The following is a 16853-nucleotide window of genomic DNA, read 5'->3' on the forward strand; positions in this document are numbered from 1 at the left end:
CAATCGGTCCGACTCCGCTTCAGCTGCCTGATCCCCTCGATTCGCAAAGCCAATTCTTGGAATAGCTCTGCTCCGAACTCGCTCTGAGAACAGTCATGCCCCGCCTGCCGCTTCTGCTTTTTCTACTGGGACTTGCGACCTCCGCCCGGAGCCAATTTCCGTTTTCCCCATCGACCAACGAAGTCACGGTAGAAACCTGGGTGGAATCTTCAGACTTGGTGGCCGGGCAGCCTTTCGAGATCGCTTTCCACTTCACGATCGCTCCCGACTGGCACACCTATTGGCTCAATCACGGAGGGGCAGGGCAAGAAGCCCGCGTCACCTGGACCTTGCCGGAAGGCTTCCGAGCCGAGCCCCTTCGCTTGGCTGTCCCGAAGCCAATCACCACCTCCGGCATCCCGGGCTATGGCTACGCTGGACAAGCGACCCATTTCGTCCGCCTCCATGCCCCTTCGGACCTCGTGCCGGGGGAATCGGTCACGCTGAGCGCCGAGATCGATTGGCAGTATTGCAAGGAAGTTTGCAAACGTGGCAAAACCACCCTCTCTGAAACCTTTCAAGTCGTCGCCCCCGGCACCCAGGCCAGTCCTTCCCCGGAAGGCAGCCGGATGCAGCAAGCCCGAGCGGCCCTCGCGGCCGAACCCGACTGGGCTACCGGACAAGCTGCTCTCGCGGGCGAGCTGGTGAGAGTGGTATTGGAACCTCCCCCAGCCTTCCTCTCGCAGATCGATCCGACATCCTGGCTCTACTACGGTGCGGACTTGGTTTCTGAATTCTACAGCCCGGGAGAAGAGGCGAGCGCTGTCAAAATTGGGGAGAGTCGCTTCGAAATTTTGGAAGGGAAGCTGGTCATCGAACTGACCAAAGGCCAGTCCGGAAAACCCTTCCCGAGCACTCTTTCCGGCTTGGTGGTTTCCTCTTCACCAATCGCCGACTTGGACCGCAAGGCCTTCTCGATTGAGGCGAAGGTGGTGCCATGGGCGCAGCTTTTCCCTGAAGAAGAGCCGCCCACCAGCCAAGCCGAGCCCCCCCCGCTCCCGCTCTTGCTGGGCGTTTCCCTACTCGGCGGGTTCATCCTAAACTTCATGCCCTGCGTCTTCCCAGTCATTGGCCTCAAAATCATGGGCTTCGTGCAACAAGCGGGGCAAGATCGGAATAAGATTGTCCAGCACGGACTGGTCTTCACCGCCGGCGTAGTTCTCTCCTTCTGGATCTTGGGAGGCGTTTTCCTGGCCGGTCGCGGACTTTGGGGGGGGCAATTCACCGATCCGCGCTTCACCTTCGCCATCTTGCTGATCTTCTTCTTTTTCGCCGTCAATCTCATCGGGGTCTTCGAAATCGGCCTCACCGCCACTTCAGTGGGCTCGGGGCTTTCCTCTCAAAAGGGTCTTTCGGGGAGCTTCTGGTCGGGCATCTTCGCCACGCTCGTGGCCACCCCCTGCACGGCGCCCTTTCTGGGAGTGGCTTTGGGATCCCTTCTGAGCGTTCCTCCGGTCTGGGCCTTTCTCGCTTTCACCCTCATGGCGCTGGGACTTTCCCTCCCTTATCTGCTGCTTTCGGCCAAACCGAGTCTGATCGAGAAGCTCCCTCGACCCGGCGCTTGGATGGAGACTTTCAAACAGTTCATGGGCCTTCTTCTTTTTGGGGTGGCAGCCTACTTTCTCTGGGTGATCGAAGCCCAAGTGGCCGAGAGCACCTTTCTGACAATTCTCCTCTTCCTCCCGGTGACCGCCCTGGCCGGGTGGATTTACGGGAAATGGGGGACGCCCCGTCGCCCTCGCCCCACCCAGTGGAAGGCCAAGCTGGTCGCCCTTCTCCTTCTTCTCGGCGGAGGAACCTACGCTTGGGGAAAACTGGGGACCCGCGATCTCGTCTGGGAAACTTGGTCCTCCGAACGTGTGGAGCAAGCCCTCAGCCAAGGACATCCGGTCTATCTGGATTTCACCGCCCGCTGGTGCGCCACCTGCCAAACGAATAAGCTGGCCTACGCCGATCCAGAAGTGCGCCATCTTCTGGAAGCACGGGAAGTGTTGCTTCTGAAAGCAAGCTTTGACCAACCCAATCCCGAAGCCACCCGCTACCTCCAATCGCTCGGCAAAAACGCCATCCCGATGAATCTGCTCTTCCTCCCCGGAGAAGAAGAGCCTCTCCTTCTACCCGAAGTGCTGACGGCCGGGGTGGTGCTCGACTTTCTCAAGCAAATCCCTTAGACCAAGCTGCAGAATTAGCTGGTAGAATGGCCGAGTGGATTTCGGGCCAGACCAAGGCGGGACGAGGGCGCGGTGCTAGCACCGTAACCGAGGAGCAACGCAGGGCTGGTTCGACAGACACCGGCTCTTCCTTCCCCGCGCTTCAGCGCCTCTTCCCCACAACACCTTCCCTCCATTCTACCAGCGAATTCTGGAGGTTGGTATGAGACCAAGGCGCGCGGCCAAAACGGCCCAAGAGACGGGCCTGGCTCCCCCCGCGCTTTGGGCGGCTCTCGACCGGAGGCCAGCCCATCGGCCTGCTGCCCTTGTCAGCTCCGTCTTCCTTGGAGGGAACCGCTTGCCCAACGAGGGAACCTCGCGCACTATCCGCTTCGTTTTTTCTCTCGCCCATGTCCACCGAGCTGACTCGCAACTTCTCCATCATCGCGCACATCGATCATGGGAAGACCACGCTCTCGGATCGACTTCTGGAATTCACCCAAACCATCAGCGAGCGAGAAAAGCAGGATCAGCTCCTGGACGCCATGGACCTCGAGCGAGAACGGGGCATCACCATCAAGTCCCATCCGGTGACCATGCTCTATCCCGCCAAAGACGGGAAAACCTACAAGCTCAACCTCTTGGACACCCCTGGCCACGTGGACTTTTCCTACGAGGTTTCCCGGTCCCTGGCGGCCTGCGAGGGCGCGCTCGTTCTGGTGGATGCCGCCCAGGGAGTCGAGGCCCAAACCGTCGCCAACGTCAACTTGGCCATGCAGCAGGAGCTGGAGATCATTCCCGTCATCAATAAAATTGACCTCCCCAGTGCCAACCTCGCGATGTGCCACAAGCAAATCGAGGACATCCTCATGCTGCCGGCCGAGGATGCCATCCCCGCCAGTGCCAAGACCGGCCTCGGGATTGAGGACATTCTGGAGGCGGTCATTGAAAAAATCCCTCCCCCCACTTCCCCCGAAGACGGCTACTTGCGGGCCTCCGTCTACGACTCGGTCTACGATACCTACCGCGGCGTCATCAGCTACGTGCGCGTCGTCTCCGGCCGGATTGTGCCGGGGCTGAAGGTCAATCTCTTCGCCACCAACAAGAACTACGAGGTCAAGGAAGTCGGCGTCTTCACTCCCAAAATGGATAAGCGGCCGGCTTTGGAAGCGGGGGATGTCGGCTACCTCATCGCCAATATGAAATCGTCCGCCGAAGTCAAAATCGGCGACACCTACACCGAATCCTCCAATCCCGTCCCCACCCCGCTTCCCGGCTTCAAAGAAATCCAGCCCATGGTCTTCGCGGGCATTTATCCGGTCAGCTCCGATGACTTCGAATCCCTCAAAACGGCCGTGGGCAAGCTCCAAATCAACGACGCCGCCTTCACCTTCATGGCCGAAAGCAGCGCCGCTCTCGGTTTCGGATTCCGCTGTGGTTTTCTGGGTCTTCTCCATATGGAAATCGTGCAAGAGCGGCTTCGTCGGGAGTTCAATATGGATGTCATTTCGACCTATCCCTCGGTGGTCTTCCACGTCACGAAAACCGACGGAGAGCAGCTCGACATCGACAACCCCACCTTCTTGCCCGAAGCCCAAGTCATCGAAAAAATCGAAGAGCCCATGGTCAAGGCCTACATCCTTGTCCCTAATGACTACATCGGGGACATGATGCAGTTGGTCAGCGAGAAGCGCGGCTTGGTCATCAACACCGAAACGCTCGACGCTACCCGCATCATGCTGACCTGCCGCCTGCCGCTAAACGAAATCCTGGTCGACTTCAATGACCGCCTGAAATCCATCACTCGCGGCTACGGCTCCATGGACTATGAGCACGATGGCTACGAAGCAGCCAAGCTGGTCAAAATGGACATGATGATCGCGGGAGAAACCGTGGAGGCCTTCTCCACCATCGTCCATCGAGACAAAGCCGAACTCTACGGTCGCAAGCTGGCCGCCAAGCTCAAAGAGGTCATCCCGCGGCAAATGTTCGTGGTGGCCATCCAAGCGGCCATCGGCGGCAAAATCATAGCGCGGGAGTCGATCAGCGCCATGCGCAAAAACGTGACCGCCAAATGCTACGGGGGCGATATCACCCGAAAGCGCAAGCTCCTGGAAAAGCAGAAAGAAGGCAAAAAGCGCATGAAAGCCATCGGCCGAGTCAGCATTCCCCAAGAAGCCTTCATCGAGGTCCTGAAAACCTCCGACTGATCCAGCTGAAGACTTCAACCTTCCAACTTGAAACTTCTCCCATGTTTCAGCCCAAATACCTCAAAGAAGCCAAACACCTCGCCAAAGGAGTCAAAAAGTTCCTCCACTACAAGCAGGACCTCCTTCGCCGGGAGCAGGCTGAGGTCATCCAGCGCGAGCTGACCGGGCTTCGCGATGGGATTGCCTCGCGAGATCGGCCCAAAATTGAACTCCATTCTAAAAGCGTGCGCAAAGCCTGCGATCGCGCCTTCCCCCAGCCGAAAGACGGCGGCTTGCGCGAGAATGTGGAAGTCATCTTCGTGGCCATCGTGGTGGCTCTCGGGATTCGCTCTTACTTCCTTCAGCCTTTCCGAATTCCGACCGGCTCCATGCAGCCCACTCTGAACGGGGTAGTCGGCTTCCCTTACACCGCCGAGGAGGCCCTCCCTTCCGCCCTCTTGCGGCCTTTCGATAAGGTTCTTCGCGGACGCAGCTACGTGAATGTCTCACCCGAAAGCGATGATCTCATCATTCGCATCTACGAGCGCAATCACTTCCGTTTTTTTACCCGCACGCACTTGGTCTTTCGCTCGGGCCAGGACGTGGCCATTGCGGCCCCGGTCGCGGTCGTTCTGCGTGACTTCGGTCTCGGTGCCCTTTTGGAAGATCGACTCGGGAGCGAGTCTCGCAAAAGAGTGCTGACGCTCCTACAAGATCGAAGAGACACCGGCATCCTCTCGAACGAGCCTTTGCCGGTCTATCGCGGCGAAACCCTCGTAAGAGGAGTGGTGCACACCGGCGACCAAGTCTTGGTTGATCGGGTGTCCTATCACTTCCGGCGACCCCAGCGCGGCGAAGTCTTCGTCTTCACCACCAAAGACATCGACTACATCGAGGCGAGAAGTGACTTCGACCCCCAGCAAGGTTCCCAGCACTACATCAAGCGCCTGACCGCTCTGCCCGGAGACACCATCGAACTCCGCCCTCCCTTCCTCTTCATCGATGGCCAGGAAGCGCAGGAAGCAGGCATCCAGCGTGTCATGAAAGAGTACGCCGAGCTCCCTTGGCACCGCGGCTATGAGTTCCCCAGTTTGAGACAATCCGATGGGGTCGAACTCGAGTTTCCCGTCCGACCCTACCAAGTGCCATCCGGAGAAGATCGCCGCTACATCGCCATGGGAGACAACAGTGGGAACAGTTCCGACAGCCGTATCTGGGGCAGTGGAGGCGGCCGCGGCGCCCCCGACTGGGAAGGCGTCCCCGAAAACAATCTCCTAGGTCCCGCCCTCGTCGTCTACTGGCCCTTCACAAGTCATTGGGGCCCCATCAAGTAGGCAAGGGGAGGAGGGCGAGGAGCGAGGAAACCCGTCTCCCGCTCCGGCTCACTCTTCATCGAATCATATGGCTTACTGGGAACGCGAAAGCACCGCGCAAATCGCCAAGCGCGCCAAATCAAATTTGGCCTTCGCACTCCTCTGCCTGCCGAAGCCCAAGCAAAAAGACATGATCGACTTCTATGCCTTCTGCCGAGTGGTCGATGACATCGCGGACGAAGAGGACTGGCCGGTCGAGAAACGCGCCGCCCTTCTCGCTCAGTGGAAAGAAGGACTTCAAAACGGATTTTCCGAACCCAATGACACCCAGCTCGCTACCGAGCGGCTGCGGGAGACCTATCCCATCCCCACCGAACACTTCGTCGAGATCATCCAAGGAGTCGAGGCCGACTTGCAACCACGGCGCTTTGCCACCCAGCAGGACCTTTTAGACTACTGCTACCTGGTAGCCTCGGTGGTGGGTCTGGTCAGCATTGAAATCTTCGGCTACCAGCACGAAAGCGCTCGGGATTATGCCGTCAAGCTGGGCCACGCCCTCCAATGGACGAACATCCTCCGAGACGTGGGCGAAGACGCGCGCGACCGCCAACGGCTCTACCTTCCCGAAGCCGACCTCCGACGCTTCGACTACCGCGAAGAGGATCTGTTCACTCGCCTGCACGACGAGCGCTTCGTCCAGCTCATGGAGTTCGAGTATGCCCAAGCCAGCCGTCTCTACCAGGAGGCCAGCGAACTCCTCCACCCAGACGATCGCCAAAACATGCTTCCGGCTGAAGTCATGCGGAAAATCTACTCCGGCATCCTGGAAAAAATGAGGCATGACCGATTCCGCGTCTTTGAGCAGCGCTACCGGCTCAGCAAACTCCACATGGCTTGGCTCATTTTCAGTTCTCGCTTCTTGGGTTAGCCTGGCCCTCGGCCTGACTTTCATTCCTCCGCCTTGCCTTTTTCGGGAACTGCTTCAGCTTTCCGCGATCCTCATTTCATGTCGGAAGCGACTTCCACCATCGTCTCCAGCGAGCGAGACACCCCGCTCGCCGTTCCTCGTCACGTAGCCGTCATCATGGACGGCAATGGCCGTTGGGCCCGCGAACGTGGCCTGCCCCGTCGGGAGGGCCACCGGGCGGGCGCGGAGTCCGTTCGGACCGCGGTGGAATCCTGCCAGAAACTGGGGATCGACTACCTCACGCTCTACGCCTTCTCGTCCGAGAATTGGAAGCGCCCCCCGGCCGAGACCGCCGCCCTCATGCAATTGCTCGAGCGCTTCCTCCAGCAAAAAACCCCCGAGCTGAAAGAGCGCAATGTCCGCCTGCAAGCCATCGGGAACCTCGAGCGCCTGCCAGCCGCCAGCCGCCAACGTCTGGAAGATTCCATCGAGCAAACCGCCTCCAACAGTGGACTCCGCCTGATCCTGGCCCTCTCCTATGGCGCACGGGAAGAACTCTGCCACGCCATGCAGGAAATCGCCCGCTCGGTTGAGGCCGGTCGCATGCGGCCGGATGAGATCGACCTCGAAACCATCGCAGCTCATCTCTACACCTGTGATTGTCCCGACCCCGACCTGCTCATCCGGACTTCCGGCGAAATGCGAATTTCCAATTTTCTCCTGTGGCAGATTAGCTACAGTGAAATCGTGGTGACCAAGCGACTCTGGCCGGACTTCCGCGAAAGTGATTTCCAGGAAGCCGTCTTGGAATATGGCCGTCGCCAACGCCGCTACGGTGGCCTCTGATTCCGTTTGAAATGCCCAAAAGCAAACCCAACTCCACTGCCCTCGCCAAAACAGTCGTCGTCGTCGATCCTGATACCGACTTCCTCGACTGGGCAGTCCGTCACTTGGAAACTCCTTCCACCCGGGTCGTCGGCTTCAGCGACTCAGGCAAAGCTCTCGACTTCTATCTCGACCAACACGCCGATCTCCTCATTAGCGAACTGCGGGTGGGCCCCTTGGCCGGCGAAGAACTCCTCAAAAAGGTCCGCCTAAACGAGCCGAACTCCATCGTGATCCTTTTCACCGGCTTCCCCACCACCAACAGCATCATCCAATGCATGAAGCTAGGCGCCTACGACTTCTTGCGAAAGGAATCGCTCACCTTTGATCTCCGCCGGATCGTGGAAGAAGCCCTCCAGGCCCAAGAGCAAATGCTCGACACGCCCAAGCAGTCCGCTGAAACCCCCTCCGCGAGCGAACTTGCCAAGGAAACCATCATTGGCAGCTCCGCCTCCATGCAGGAAGTCCTCAAACTCATCGGAAGAGTTTCCCGCTCGGATGTGCCGGTCCTGATCACGGGCGAAAGTGGGGTCGGCAAAGAGGTGGTGGCCAACTGCATCCATCGCTTTAGCAACCGGGCCCAGAAAGACTTCGTGGCCATCAACTGCGCCGCCATCCCGGATAATCTCTTGGAATCCGAACTCTTCGGCCACGAAAAAGGCTCTTTCACGGGGGCCGTGCAGCGTCGGGTGGGTCGCTTCGAGCAATGCGACGGGGGCACCCTCTTCCTGGACGAAATCGGAGACATGCCGATGGGCGTGCAAAGCAAAATCCTGCGAGTGCTCCAAGAGGGCGAGTTCTCCCGCGTCGGCGGCAACACCACCATCTCCACCGACGTGCGCATCCTGGCCGCCACCAACAAAAATCTCGATGAGGAAATCAAAATCGGCGGCTTCCGTGAGGACCTCTTCTATCGTCTGAACGTCGTCCGGATTCACATCCCACCCCTTCGCGAAAGGCGGGAAGACGTGCGGGTCTTGGCGGACTTTTTCCTCCAGCGGATTGCCCAGCACAAAGGCATGCCCCGCCTGCGACTCTCGACCGAAGGCATCCGCCATCTCGAAGGCTACCAATGGCCAGGCAACGTGCGGGAACTGGAAAACACCATCTACCGGGCCTGCGTCCTGGCCACTCGCGATGTCCTTCTTCCCAAAGACATCCCCCTCGGTCAAAACTTCGCCATTGGCTCAGGGCAATCCGCTCTCAGCAGTGCTTCGGACCAAGACTCTTCCGAGAACAAAAGCGTCCTCAACGAAGAAGCCGCCCTCGCCCTCCTCCTGGCCAAGGCAGAACAGGATAAGGAATACGACATCCTCTCCGCCATGGAAAAAGCCGCCGTCGAGTTCTCTCTCCAAAAAGCCGATGGCGACCTGGCACGGGCCGCCTCCCTCCTCGGCATGACGCGGGCCACCTTCAAAAAGCGGATCGAAAAATATCAGATCCTGGAGCCGGCAGGAGTCTAAGACCAAGCAGCAGAATGAACTGGTAGAATGGCCGCGTGAATTTTGGCTCAGGCCAAGGCACGACAAGGGAGCGGTGCAGGCACCGTAACCGAGAAGCAACGCAGCGCTGGCTCGAAAGACACCGGCTCTCCCTTCCACGTCCTTCAGCGCCTCTTCCCCACACCAACTTCCCTCCGTTTTACCAGTGAATTCTGGAGGTTGGTATTAGAAATCTCACCCGGCCCCCCTCTTCTCTCGGCGGAAGTCCTTGTGCCTCCCCCTGGGCTGGCTAGACTACCGCCCCGCTTTCGCGGTCTCCTCCGCGAAGCATCCTGAATGGCTCGTTCGACCACTCAGCCAGGCCCCCAGCAAGTGCCCGCCTCTCTCGCGCAGGCACCCGGATTCCAGTGCCTGCTCGCAGGGCGCGATCTCACCTCTTCGCATGCCTTGGCCTTCCCCTCGGTCGCTCCCCCGGCCCACTCCTTCTTCGCGGCCGCGCTCCTGAAGCGTCTCCCTCCTGCGGTCTCCTGGCTGATTTGTCGGGACGCCCGCCATCAAGAGCGAGTCGCCAGCGAGCTGCTCACCTGGGGGCACAATCCTCTTTTTCTCCCCCACCTCGACTCGAGCGAAGAGGCCGTGCCCGATCCAGAAAGTGCAGCCGAGCGCCTCTTCGTCTTGGAAACCCTCCGTCAAGCGCGCGCGCAAGCGGAAACCCCGGTCATCGTCCTCCGCCAAGCGAGTCTCGAAAGCCCGGTCCCTCCCCTCGAAGCCACCCCCGATGCCAGCCTCAGGCTGACAACCGGTGCCACCCTCTCCTTGGCCCGGCTCAAAGCGCGTCTGCTAGAAGCGGGCTTCGAGCAAGAAGCCCAGGTTTTCCAGCGCGGCCAATTTGCCCAGCGGGGTGGGATTTTTGATCTCTTTCCTTGGCAGACTCCCCTCCCGATTCGGATCGAATTCTTCGATGAAGAAATCGAAAGCCTGCGGGAATTTGATCTCCACTCCCAAATCTCCAGCCGCACCCTCGACTCAGCCCAAGTGGTCTTGGAAAAGGAAACGCGGACCACCCATCGCCTCCGTGATTGGATGCAGGAGAGCGATCTCAAAATCGCGCTCGATGCCACGGCTACCGGGAGCCAATTCTGGATCACGCAAGAAGACCTCGAAGATCTCGACCTTCCAGACCGCTCCTGGGCCGCTTACGAAAATCCTCTGGGGCGCTTTGAAGCGGGCGACTTCATCTTGCAGGAAGCCAAGCGAGAAGACTTTCATCGGCGGCTGGCTGCTTGGCAAAAGGAGGCCTGGGACATCCACCTTTTCTTCCAAAATCAGGCAGAAGAAGAGCGCTATCAGGAAATGGTGCTGCCTCTCCTCAAAACGAGCGGGAGCATCCAACACCATCTCGGAAATTTGGTGGCAGGCTTCACCGTTCCGGCCGCCAAACTGGCGATCCTCTCCGCCTCCGAACTTTTTGGTCGCTACCATGTCAACACCAGTCGACGCCGCTTTCGCAGAGACGTAGAGCGCACTCGCTCCAGCAAGGAACTGGACTTCTCCGAGCTGAAGGAAAATGAATTCGTGGTCCACCTCGAATATGGCATTGGCCGCTATCGCGGGATCGCGCAGCAGGAAGACAAGGGCTTGGCGCGAGAGGTCCTGGTCTTGGAATTCGAGCACCAGGCTCGGCTCTTTGTCCCTCTCGATCAATCCCATCTGGTTTCCCGCTACGTCGGGCTCGGAAAAGCCAAGCCCAAGCTGAACAAATTGGGCGATGGCAAGTGGAAACGAGTCCGCCAAAATGTGGAGCGATCCGTGATGGACTATGCGGCCAAGCTCCTGGCCATTCAGGCAGAGCGCCAAACAGAGGAAGGCTTTCCTCATGACGAGGACAACAAGTGGCAGTTGGAATTCGAGAAATCCTTCCCCTACCAGGAAACCGATGACCAGGTCACCGCCATTCTGGAGACCAAGTCCGACATGCAGTCTGCCCGCCCCATGGATCGACTCATCTGTGGGGACGTCGGCTTCGGAAAAACCGAGGTCGCCCTTCGCGCGGCCTTCAAGTCGGTCATGTCAGGCAAGCAAGTGGCCATCCTCGTTCCCACGACCGTCTTGGCGCAACAACACTGGCAGAACTTTCGCGAACGGATGTCGGAATTCCCCATCACCATCGAGCTACTCAACCGCTACCGCACAGCGGGCGACCAGCGCCAAGTGGTGGAAGGCTTGGCCGACGGCAGCGTCGACATCGTCATCGGCACCCATCGGCTGACCTCGCCTCACGTGACCTTTCAGAATCTGGGTTTGGTCGTGATCGATGAAGAACAGCGCTTCGGCGTCGCCCACAAAGAACGCTTCAAAGAGCGCTTCCGCCTCGTCGACATCCTCACTCTGAGCGCCACCCCCATTCCCCGCACGCTCTACCTCTCGCTCATGGGCGCACGAGACATGTCCACCATCGAAACCCCTCCTCCCAATCGCATACCGGTCGAGACCCGCATCGTGGCCTATGACGAACGGATCATTCGCTCCGCCATCCAGCGAGAACTCGATCGCGGTGGCCAAGTCTACTTCCTCCACAATCGCGTCCGCAGCATCCAACGCCTCCAGCAGCGGGTGGCCGAACTCTGCCCGGAGGCCAAAGTCCTGGTAGGCCATGGGCAAATGGACAAAGGGCAGTTGGAAGACGTCATGCAGCAGTTCATAGACCGGGAAGCGGACGTCTTGTTGGCCACCACCATCATCGAAAGCGGCATCGATATCCCGAATGCCAACACCATCCTCATCGACCGAGCCGACCGCTTTGGCCTGGCCGACCTCTACCAGCTTCGCGGCCGAGTCGGCCGATCCCATCAGCAAGCCTACGCCTACCTCCTCTTGCCTCCCGACCAGTTGGCTGCCGGGGATGTCCGCAAACGCATCCGCGCCATCCGGGAATACAGCTCGCTCGGGGCCGGCTTCCGCATCGCCATGCGTGATTTGGAAATCCGCGGCGCGGGCAATTTGCTCGGCACAAAACAAAGCGGCCACATCGTCAACATCGGCTTCGATCTCTACTGCCAACTTCTGAAAACCTCCATCGCCAAGCTCCAGGGCGGCCCCGCCCCCACCCGGAGAGAGGTGGCCCTTCGCATCGACTTCCTGGCCGGCAGTGAGCAGGAAGCCGCCCGCCGGGGAGAAGCGCTTCCCGCCTACCTGCCGCCCGACTTCATGGGCCAATCCACCCTCCGGGTCGAAGCCTACCGCGCCGTCGCCCAAGCCAGCTCTCGAAAAGAACTAAACAAACTCCGGCGCGAGTGGCGCGACCGCTTCGGACGAATCCCGGCCCCTGCCGAAACCCTCTTGACCGTGGCCGAACTCCGCATCCTCGCCTCTGATCGGGGCCTTTCCTCCGTCGAAATCAGTCAATGCCGTCTCATGATCAGTCGAAACGACGATTTCATCTTGCTCGATGGCAAATTTCCACGATTGGAATCCCCGCACTTGCGAGACCGCCTGCAAGAGGCCGTCGATTTGCTGAAACGACTCTGACTTCATGAAGACCCGCTTCTTTCTGCTTCTCTCGATCCTCGCCGTCTTGGCCCCTTTCTCTTGGAGCCAGGAGCAGCCCATTGAAATCAACAAAGTGGCCGCGCTCGTGAACGGAGACGTCATTCTGGAATCGGAGATCCAGTTCATGATGGCCTCGATCGTCCAAGCGCTGGCTCGTGAAAAAAGCGGCCAGGCCCTCCAAGAAGCCGTCGAGGAAGCCCGCCAGCAGACTCTTCAGGACCTCATCGATCGAGAACTCATCTTGGACGAATTCGATAAGCTGGGCGCCATCATCAAAGAGCACCGGGTGAAAGAAGACATCAATCGCCGTATCCTCGAAAACTTCGATGGCAGTCGCGAAAAGTTCCTCGACTACCTCTCCAAGGGCGGCATGAGCCATCCCAAATACAAAGAGTTGGTTCGCAAACAATTGGCCGTCCAAGGCATGCGAGGAAGGGCTCTCGGCTCGCCCCAGCCAGCCACTCCCGACGAGCTCCGTCGCGTCTATGAGGAAAACAAGGCCCAATTCGCCGGCGAAGACTTTGTGCAAATCAGCAAAATCTACCTTCGGAAATTGAGCGATTCTCGGACCGCGGAACAGACGCAAACCCTGGCCGAAGAAATCCGCCGAAAACTACGGGCCGGGGCCGACTTCGCCCAGATGGCCAAGATGCACTCCGAAGACGGATTTGCCGTCGACGGGGGCAGCATGCCCGTCATGGCTCGGACGGACCTCAGCCCCTCCCTGGGCGATCCCGCCTTTTCCCTCAAAGTCGGGGCTATCTCCGAAGTCATCGAAGACTCCTCCGGCTTCACCATCCTGAAGGTGGATGCCCGCGATTGGGGGGCTCGGCCCAGCCTTCCCGAAGTCCGTGACCAAGTGGAAAACCTCGTGGTGCAGGAGCATCGCCAGGAAGCCTACGACCAGTGGATCAATCAGCTTCGACGCAAAGCGGTCGTGAGGACTTTCTAGACTCCCCATGCCGAAAATCGGGATCACCCTAGGCGACCCCGCGGGCATCGGCCCGGAGATCGTGGCCGCGGCCGTAGCTCGCCTGCAACAAGAAGCCTTTCCCGCAGAACTCTGCGTCATCGGGACGACCGAAGCCAGCCGACCAGGTTTCCCCACCGGGGCCACCGCCAACCTGGCCCTCCAGTTCCTGCGGGACGCGGTCGCCGCCTTGCGGAACGAAACTCTCGACGCCGTCGTGACCGGCCCCGTCGGGAAAAAGAACCTGCAAGAAATCGGATTTCCCTTCCCCGGCCAAACGGAATTCTTCGCGGACGCGTGCGGCCGCCCCCCGGAGGACGCCACCATGATCCTCTCCGGTCCTCAGCTCACGGTGGGGCTGGCCACCATCCACGTACCTCTGCGCGAAGTGCCCACCCTGCTGGATGCTTCCAAAATCGAGCGCACAGGCCGTCATCTTCTCGAGTTTTGCCAACGGCTGGGAAAGGTCTCCCCGAAGATTGCGGTGGCGGGATTGAATCCCCATGCCAGCGAAGAAGGCGCCTTTGGCGATGAAGAAGAGCGTCTCGTGAAGCCGGCCCTGGCCGCCCTCCAAGCCACCCATCCCGGAATCTTTTCTGGACCTTTTCCCCCTGACACCGTTTTCCACCGCGCCCACCAGGGCCACTTCGATGCCGTCGTCTGCCTCTACCACGACCAAGGACTCATCCCACTCAAACTCTTGGACTTCGACGAAGCCGTCAACGTCACCTGGGGGCTCCCTCTCGTCCGAACCAGCCCCGACCATGGCACTGCCTACGACCTGGCCGGCCGAGGCCTCGCCAAACCCGACTCGCTCCTAGCCGCCGTGCGGCTGGCTCGCCGCCTTCTTAACTGACTCGTCCCCCTGCAGGCGTGCGAGCGCCCTCTTCACCACCTCCACCGGCAAAGCAAAGGTCGTCACTCGATCAGCCCGGGCGATATTTATGCCGAGGCAGCGACCCGCCAGATCGAAGAGCGGACCTCCCATCGATTCCGGCGCCAGCGTGGTGTCGTGTTGCAAGACCATCTCGAAGCCCGCCCTTCGCAGCGAGCTGAAACCGCTCATCTGCTGATTCCGGTCGAAGCGGTCAAAGAGTTGGCCGCGGTAGGCCAAGGTGACCGAAAAGCGCTTCTCCTCCTGGCCGCTTTGGACCAGCAGATCGACCTCGCTCCCAGGATTGGCCGCCTTGATGGCCTCCACAAAAGCCTCCAAATCCCCGACCGCTTCCCCATTCAGCTCCAGAATCAAGTCCTCGATCTTCAAGCCGGCCTGCGCCGCTGGCCCTCCCTCGGTCATCTCCTTCACCACCAGCCCGACCTCCCCCTCCTCGGCCGCACTCAAAGTGACACCGAGCACCCCGCCCTCCCGCTCGATTGGCCGCGTTTTGGCGCTCAAAATTCCGGCCCGGATCTTGCCGGCTTTCGACATACTGGAAATCACCCAGGTCCCCTGTCCCAAATCCTGAGCGGACTCGGCCCAACGCACCGGCACCACCTCCGGCAAATTGATTCGCAAGAGCGCCAGATCCGTCTGCTCATCTTCCGCCAGCACCTCCACCTGACCTCGGTCACGGGCACTCGTGCGGGCATGCAGCTCGCGCTCCGAGGGCGGAGGCAGCTCGCTGGCCTTGCAGAGAGCCAGGTCTGGGCGGATGACCGTGGCCAAAGTCTGCAAGTCTCGTCGCCCCTGATGGATTTCGATGGTGCTCCCGGCCACCACCTCCTCCAAGCCCTCAAAGGCCGCCAAAACGGTCGCTCCATTGGTTCGCAGCTCATAGTTCAGGAGCTGCGCCGCCGAAGACGAAGGCCAGGTCCCCCACCCCACTCCCAACAAGCAGGCGAACAAGGAGACCTTCATTCAGATTTCCCTCCCAAAGTGATCTGAAGCTCCAACTCCTCCTGACCTCGGATCACTTGCAGGCGGATTTTCGCCCCCTGGCCCATTTGGCGAACGCGATCGCCAAACCCGCCTTTCTCGAGGGTGGGCTGATCGTCGAGCGACACAATGACATCCCCCACCTCCAGCTCGTCCTCCGCTGCGGTTTTCCGGCCGACCCGAAGCACCCGCAGGCCTCCCTCCACCTCTTCGGTCGCCACCCCCAAAAAACCATCCACCCCAGGGAGCATCTCACGGCTTTCCACCCCCACCGCCTCCATCGCCAGCATGGCCTCCAGGTGATCGTAGTATTCGCTCATGGGGACATGCATGTTGTTCTGCGCCGAAATGCCCACCCGGCTGTGAATCCCGATCAAACGACCCTCCATATCAAAAAGCGGCCCACCGGAATCGCCTCCGATGAGTGCGCAGTCACTCTGCAAGGTCGTCCCCCGCACCTTCACGATCCGTCCCAAGCGCACCACCGAGCCTCGGCTCTCATCCCAGCCGCCCGCATTGCCGAGGCTAAAGCACCAATCGCCCTGCTCCACGGAAGCCGCCGGGGCGATGGGAACATGGGGATAGGTTCCCTCCGTCGTGATTCGGGCCAGCGAAGCGTCCGTCTCGGGCACCACGCCCAGTCCCTCCCCCTCCAGTTCCTTGCCGTTTGACAGAGTCACCCGCAGCTTGAAACCCGGGCGCATCGAAACATGGGCCGCCGTGTAAATGAGGCCCTCTTCGTTCACGATCACGCCACTCCCAGTCGCCCCGCCCAGTTCCAGAGTCACGGTCGCCTTGCGAGCGACTTCTAGTCGAGCTTGCAGGGTGTCTTGGATGACTTGCAAGTCTTCCAAATTACGGGGCGCTTCCAACTCCAAGACCTGAGGCTGACCCCAACAAGTTCCTGCCAGGAGAGGGGCCCAGGCAAATCGACGCCAAGAAGCGGTGAGGAGACTCATAAAATCACAAAGGATCAGAGAGAAGGCGACTCCGCCAGCTGAAAACCTGCCACAAAAACAAAAACAGAGACAAAAAAGACGGCCCGGTTGAGTGCTCAGTCAGAAACCCCCTAACTGACGGAGACAATGCCAACCGGACCGTCTCGTGAATAGTTTACGCCTGTCGTGAAAGTAAGCAAGCGCTTTTTGGAAAAAAATCCTCAACTCAGCCCAATCGGTAGACGATGCGGGCTTTCGACATGTCATAGGGAGACATCTCCATTTTGACCCGGTCGCCAATGACCAAACGGATGAAGCGCTTGCGCATCTTCCCGGAGATGTGAGCCAACAACTCGTGCCCACTGGCCAGCTTCACCTTGAACATGGTGCCTGCCAGCACCGCGGTGATGGTGCCCTCGATCTCGATGCTCTTGTCATCTTTCGATGCCCGGCCATCTTTTCCCGGTCCGTCTTCCCGGCGGCGGTTGGGCCCGGGTCCGCGACGCGGACCCCCGCGTCGTCCTCTTTTTCCTCCTGGTCGTCCTGGCATAAAATTTCGAGCCCCTACCTTGCGGGAAAAGGCGCTTGGCACAAG

Annotated in this window: 12 protein-coding genes; 9 read left to right on the forward strand and 3 right to left on the reverse strand. The window is 59.8% G+C overall.

All coding sequences use genetic code 11. From position 1 onward, the window contains the following. The first annotated feature begins 95 nt into the window (after positions 1-95). The 9 genes from AAF555_00875 to pdxA all read left to right on the forward strand — a co-directional run bounded on the left by AAF555_00875 (position 96) and on the right by pdxA (position 14300). The gene (locus AAF555_00875; protein MEM6910111.1) at positions 96-2210 is read left to right on the forward strand and encodes a protein-disulfide reductase DsbD domain-containing protein; all 2115 of its coding nucleotides are present in this window, start codon (positions 96-98) and stop codon (positions 2208-2210) included. Positions 2211-2599: 389 nt separating this feature from the next. Continuing rightward, positions 2600-4399 (forward strand): translation elongation factor 4, encoded by a 1800-nt coding sequence (lepA, locus tag AAF555_00880; protein ID MEM6910112.1) that lies wholly within the window; start codon positions 2600-2602, stop codon positions 4397-4399. Between the two features lie 41 nt (positions 4400-4440). After that, on the forward strand, positions 4441-5712 hold the full coding sequence (gene lepB, locus AAF555_00885) for a signal peptidase I (protein MEM6910113.1): 1272 nt from the start codon (positions 4441-4443) through the stop codon (positions 5710-5712). A gap of 67 nt (positions 5713-5779) precedes the next feature. Further along, positions 5780-6619: a squalene/phytoene synthase family protein gene (locus tag AAF555_00890; protein MEM6910114.1), complete on the forward strand. Its 840-nt coding sequence runs from the start codon at positions 5780-5782 to the stop codon at positions 6617-6619. Positions 6620-6697: 78 nt separating this feature from the next. Beyond that, positions 6698-7444, forward strand: a complete 747-nt coding sequence (locus tag AAF555_00895; GenBank protein ID MEM6910115.1) for an isoprenyl transferase — start codon at positions 6698-6700, stop codon at positions 7442-7444. An 11-nt stretch (positions 7445-7455) separates the two neighbouring features. Next, complete coding sequence (locus AAF555_00900) at positions 7456-8946, forward strand: sigma-54 dependent transcriptional regulator (GenBank protein ID MEM6910116.1); 1491 nt, start codon at positions 7456-7458, stop codon at positions 8944-8946. Positions 8947-9261: 315 nt separating this feature from the next. After that, positions 9262-12453: a transcription-repair coupling factor gene (gene mfd / locus AAF555_00905; GenBank protein MEM6910117.1), complete on the forward strand. Its 3192-nt coding sequence runs from the start codon at positions 9262-9264 to the stop codon at positions 12451-12453. Positions 12454-12457: 4 nt separating this feature from the next. Continuing rightward, complete coding sequence (locus AAF555_00910; protein ID MEM6910118.1) at positions 12458-13426, forward strand: peptidylprolyl isomerase; 969 nt, start codon at positions 12458-12460, stop codon at positions 13424-13426. A 7-nt stretch (positions 13427-13433) separates the two neighbouring features. Beyond that, entirely contained in the window at positions 13434-14300 is an 867-nt protein-coding gene (gene pdxA / locus AAF555_00915; protein ID MEM6910119.1) for a 4-hydroxythreonine-4-phosphate dehydrogenase PdxA, read from the forward strand. Here pdxA and AAF555_00920 read toward each other — a convergent pair. The 3 genes from AAF555_00920 to infA form a co-directional block, all read right to left on the reverse strand. Next, entirely contained in the window at positions 14262-15302 is a 1041-nt protein-coding gene (locus tag AAF555_00920) for a PDZ domain-containing protein (GenBank protein MEM6910120.1), read from the reverse strand. The genes pdxA and AAF555_00920 overlap by 39 nt on opposite strands. Continuing rightward, a complete protein-coding gene (locus tag AAF555_00925) occupies positions 15299-16279 on the reverse strand; it encodes a S1C family serine protease (GenBank protein MEM6910121.1) in 981 nt (326 codons plus the stop codon). Before AAF555_00925 ends, AAF555_00920 begins: the two co-directional genes overlap by 4 nt. A gap of 205 nt (positions 16280-16484) precedes the next feature. Further along, positions 16485-16808 (reverse strand): translation initiation factor IF-1, encoded by a 324-nt coding sequence (gene infA, locus AAF555_00930; GenBank protein MEM6910122.1) that lies wholly within the window; start codon positions 16806-16808, stop codon positions 16485-16487. Between the last annotated feature and the right edge of the window lie 45 nt (positions 16809-16853).

Source organism: Verrucomicrobiota bacterium (assembly GCA_039027815.1).
Taxonomy (GTDB): Bacteria; Verrucomicrobiota; Verrucomicrobiia; order Verrucomicrobiales; family JBCCJK01; genus JBCCJK01.

What these genes read in the sequence shown, in the direction of transcription:
- AAF555_00875 (MEM6910111.1), top strand. Translation starts at nt 96, where the DNA reads ATGCCCCGCCTGCCGCTTCTGCTTTTTCTACTGGGACTTGCGACCTCC.
- mfd (MEM6910117.1), top strand. Translation starts at nt 9,262, where the DNA reads ATGGCTCGTTCGACCACTCAGCCAGGCCCCCAGCAAGTGCCCGCCTCT.
- AAF555_00910 (MEM6910118.1), top strand. Translation starts at nt 12,458, where the DNA reads ATGAAGACCCGCTTCTTTCTGCTTCTCTCGATCCTCGCCGTCTTGGCC.
- lepB (MEM6910113.1), top strand. Translation starts at nt 4,441, where the DNA reads ATGTTTCAGCCCAAATACCTCAAAGAAGCCAAACACCTCGCCAAAGGA.
- AAF555_00895 (MEM6910115.1), top strand. Translation starts at nt 6,698, where the DNA reads ATGTCGGAAGCGACTTCCACCATCGTCTCCAGCGAGCGAGACACCCCG.
- infA (MEM6910122.1), bottom strand. Translation starts at nt 16,808, where the DNA reads ATGCCAGGACGACCAGGAGGAAAAAGAGGACGACGCGGGGGTCCGCGT.
- AAF555_00920 (MEM6910120.1), bottom strand. Translation starts at nt 15,302, where the DNA reads ATGAAGGTCTCCTTGTTCGCCTGCTTGTTGGGAGTGGGGTGGGGGACC.
- AAF555_00900 (MEM6910116.1), top strand. Translation starts at nt 7,456, where the DNA reads ATGCCCAAAAGCAAACCCAACTCCACTGCCCTCGCCAAAACAGTCGTC.
- lepA (MEM6910112.1), top strand. Translation starts at nt 2,600, where the DNA reads ATGTCCACCGAGCTGACTCGCAACTTCTCCATCATCGCGCACATCGAT.
- AAF555_00925 (MEM6910121.1), bottom strand. Translation starts at nt 16,279, where the DNA reads ATGAGTCTCCTCACCGCTTCTTGGCGTCGATTTGCCTGGGCCCCTCTC.
- pdxA (MEM6910119.1), top strand. Translation starts at nt 13,434, where the DNA reads ATGCCGAAAATCGGGATCACCCTAGGCGACCCCGCGGGCATCGGCCCG.
- AAF555_00890 (MEM6910114.1), top strand. Translation starts at nt 5,780, where the DNA reads ATGGCTTACTGGGAACGCGAAAGCACCGCGCAAATCGCCAAGCGCGCC.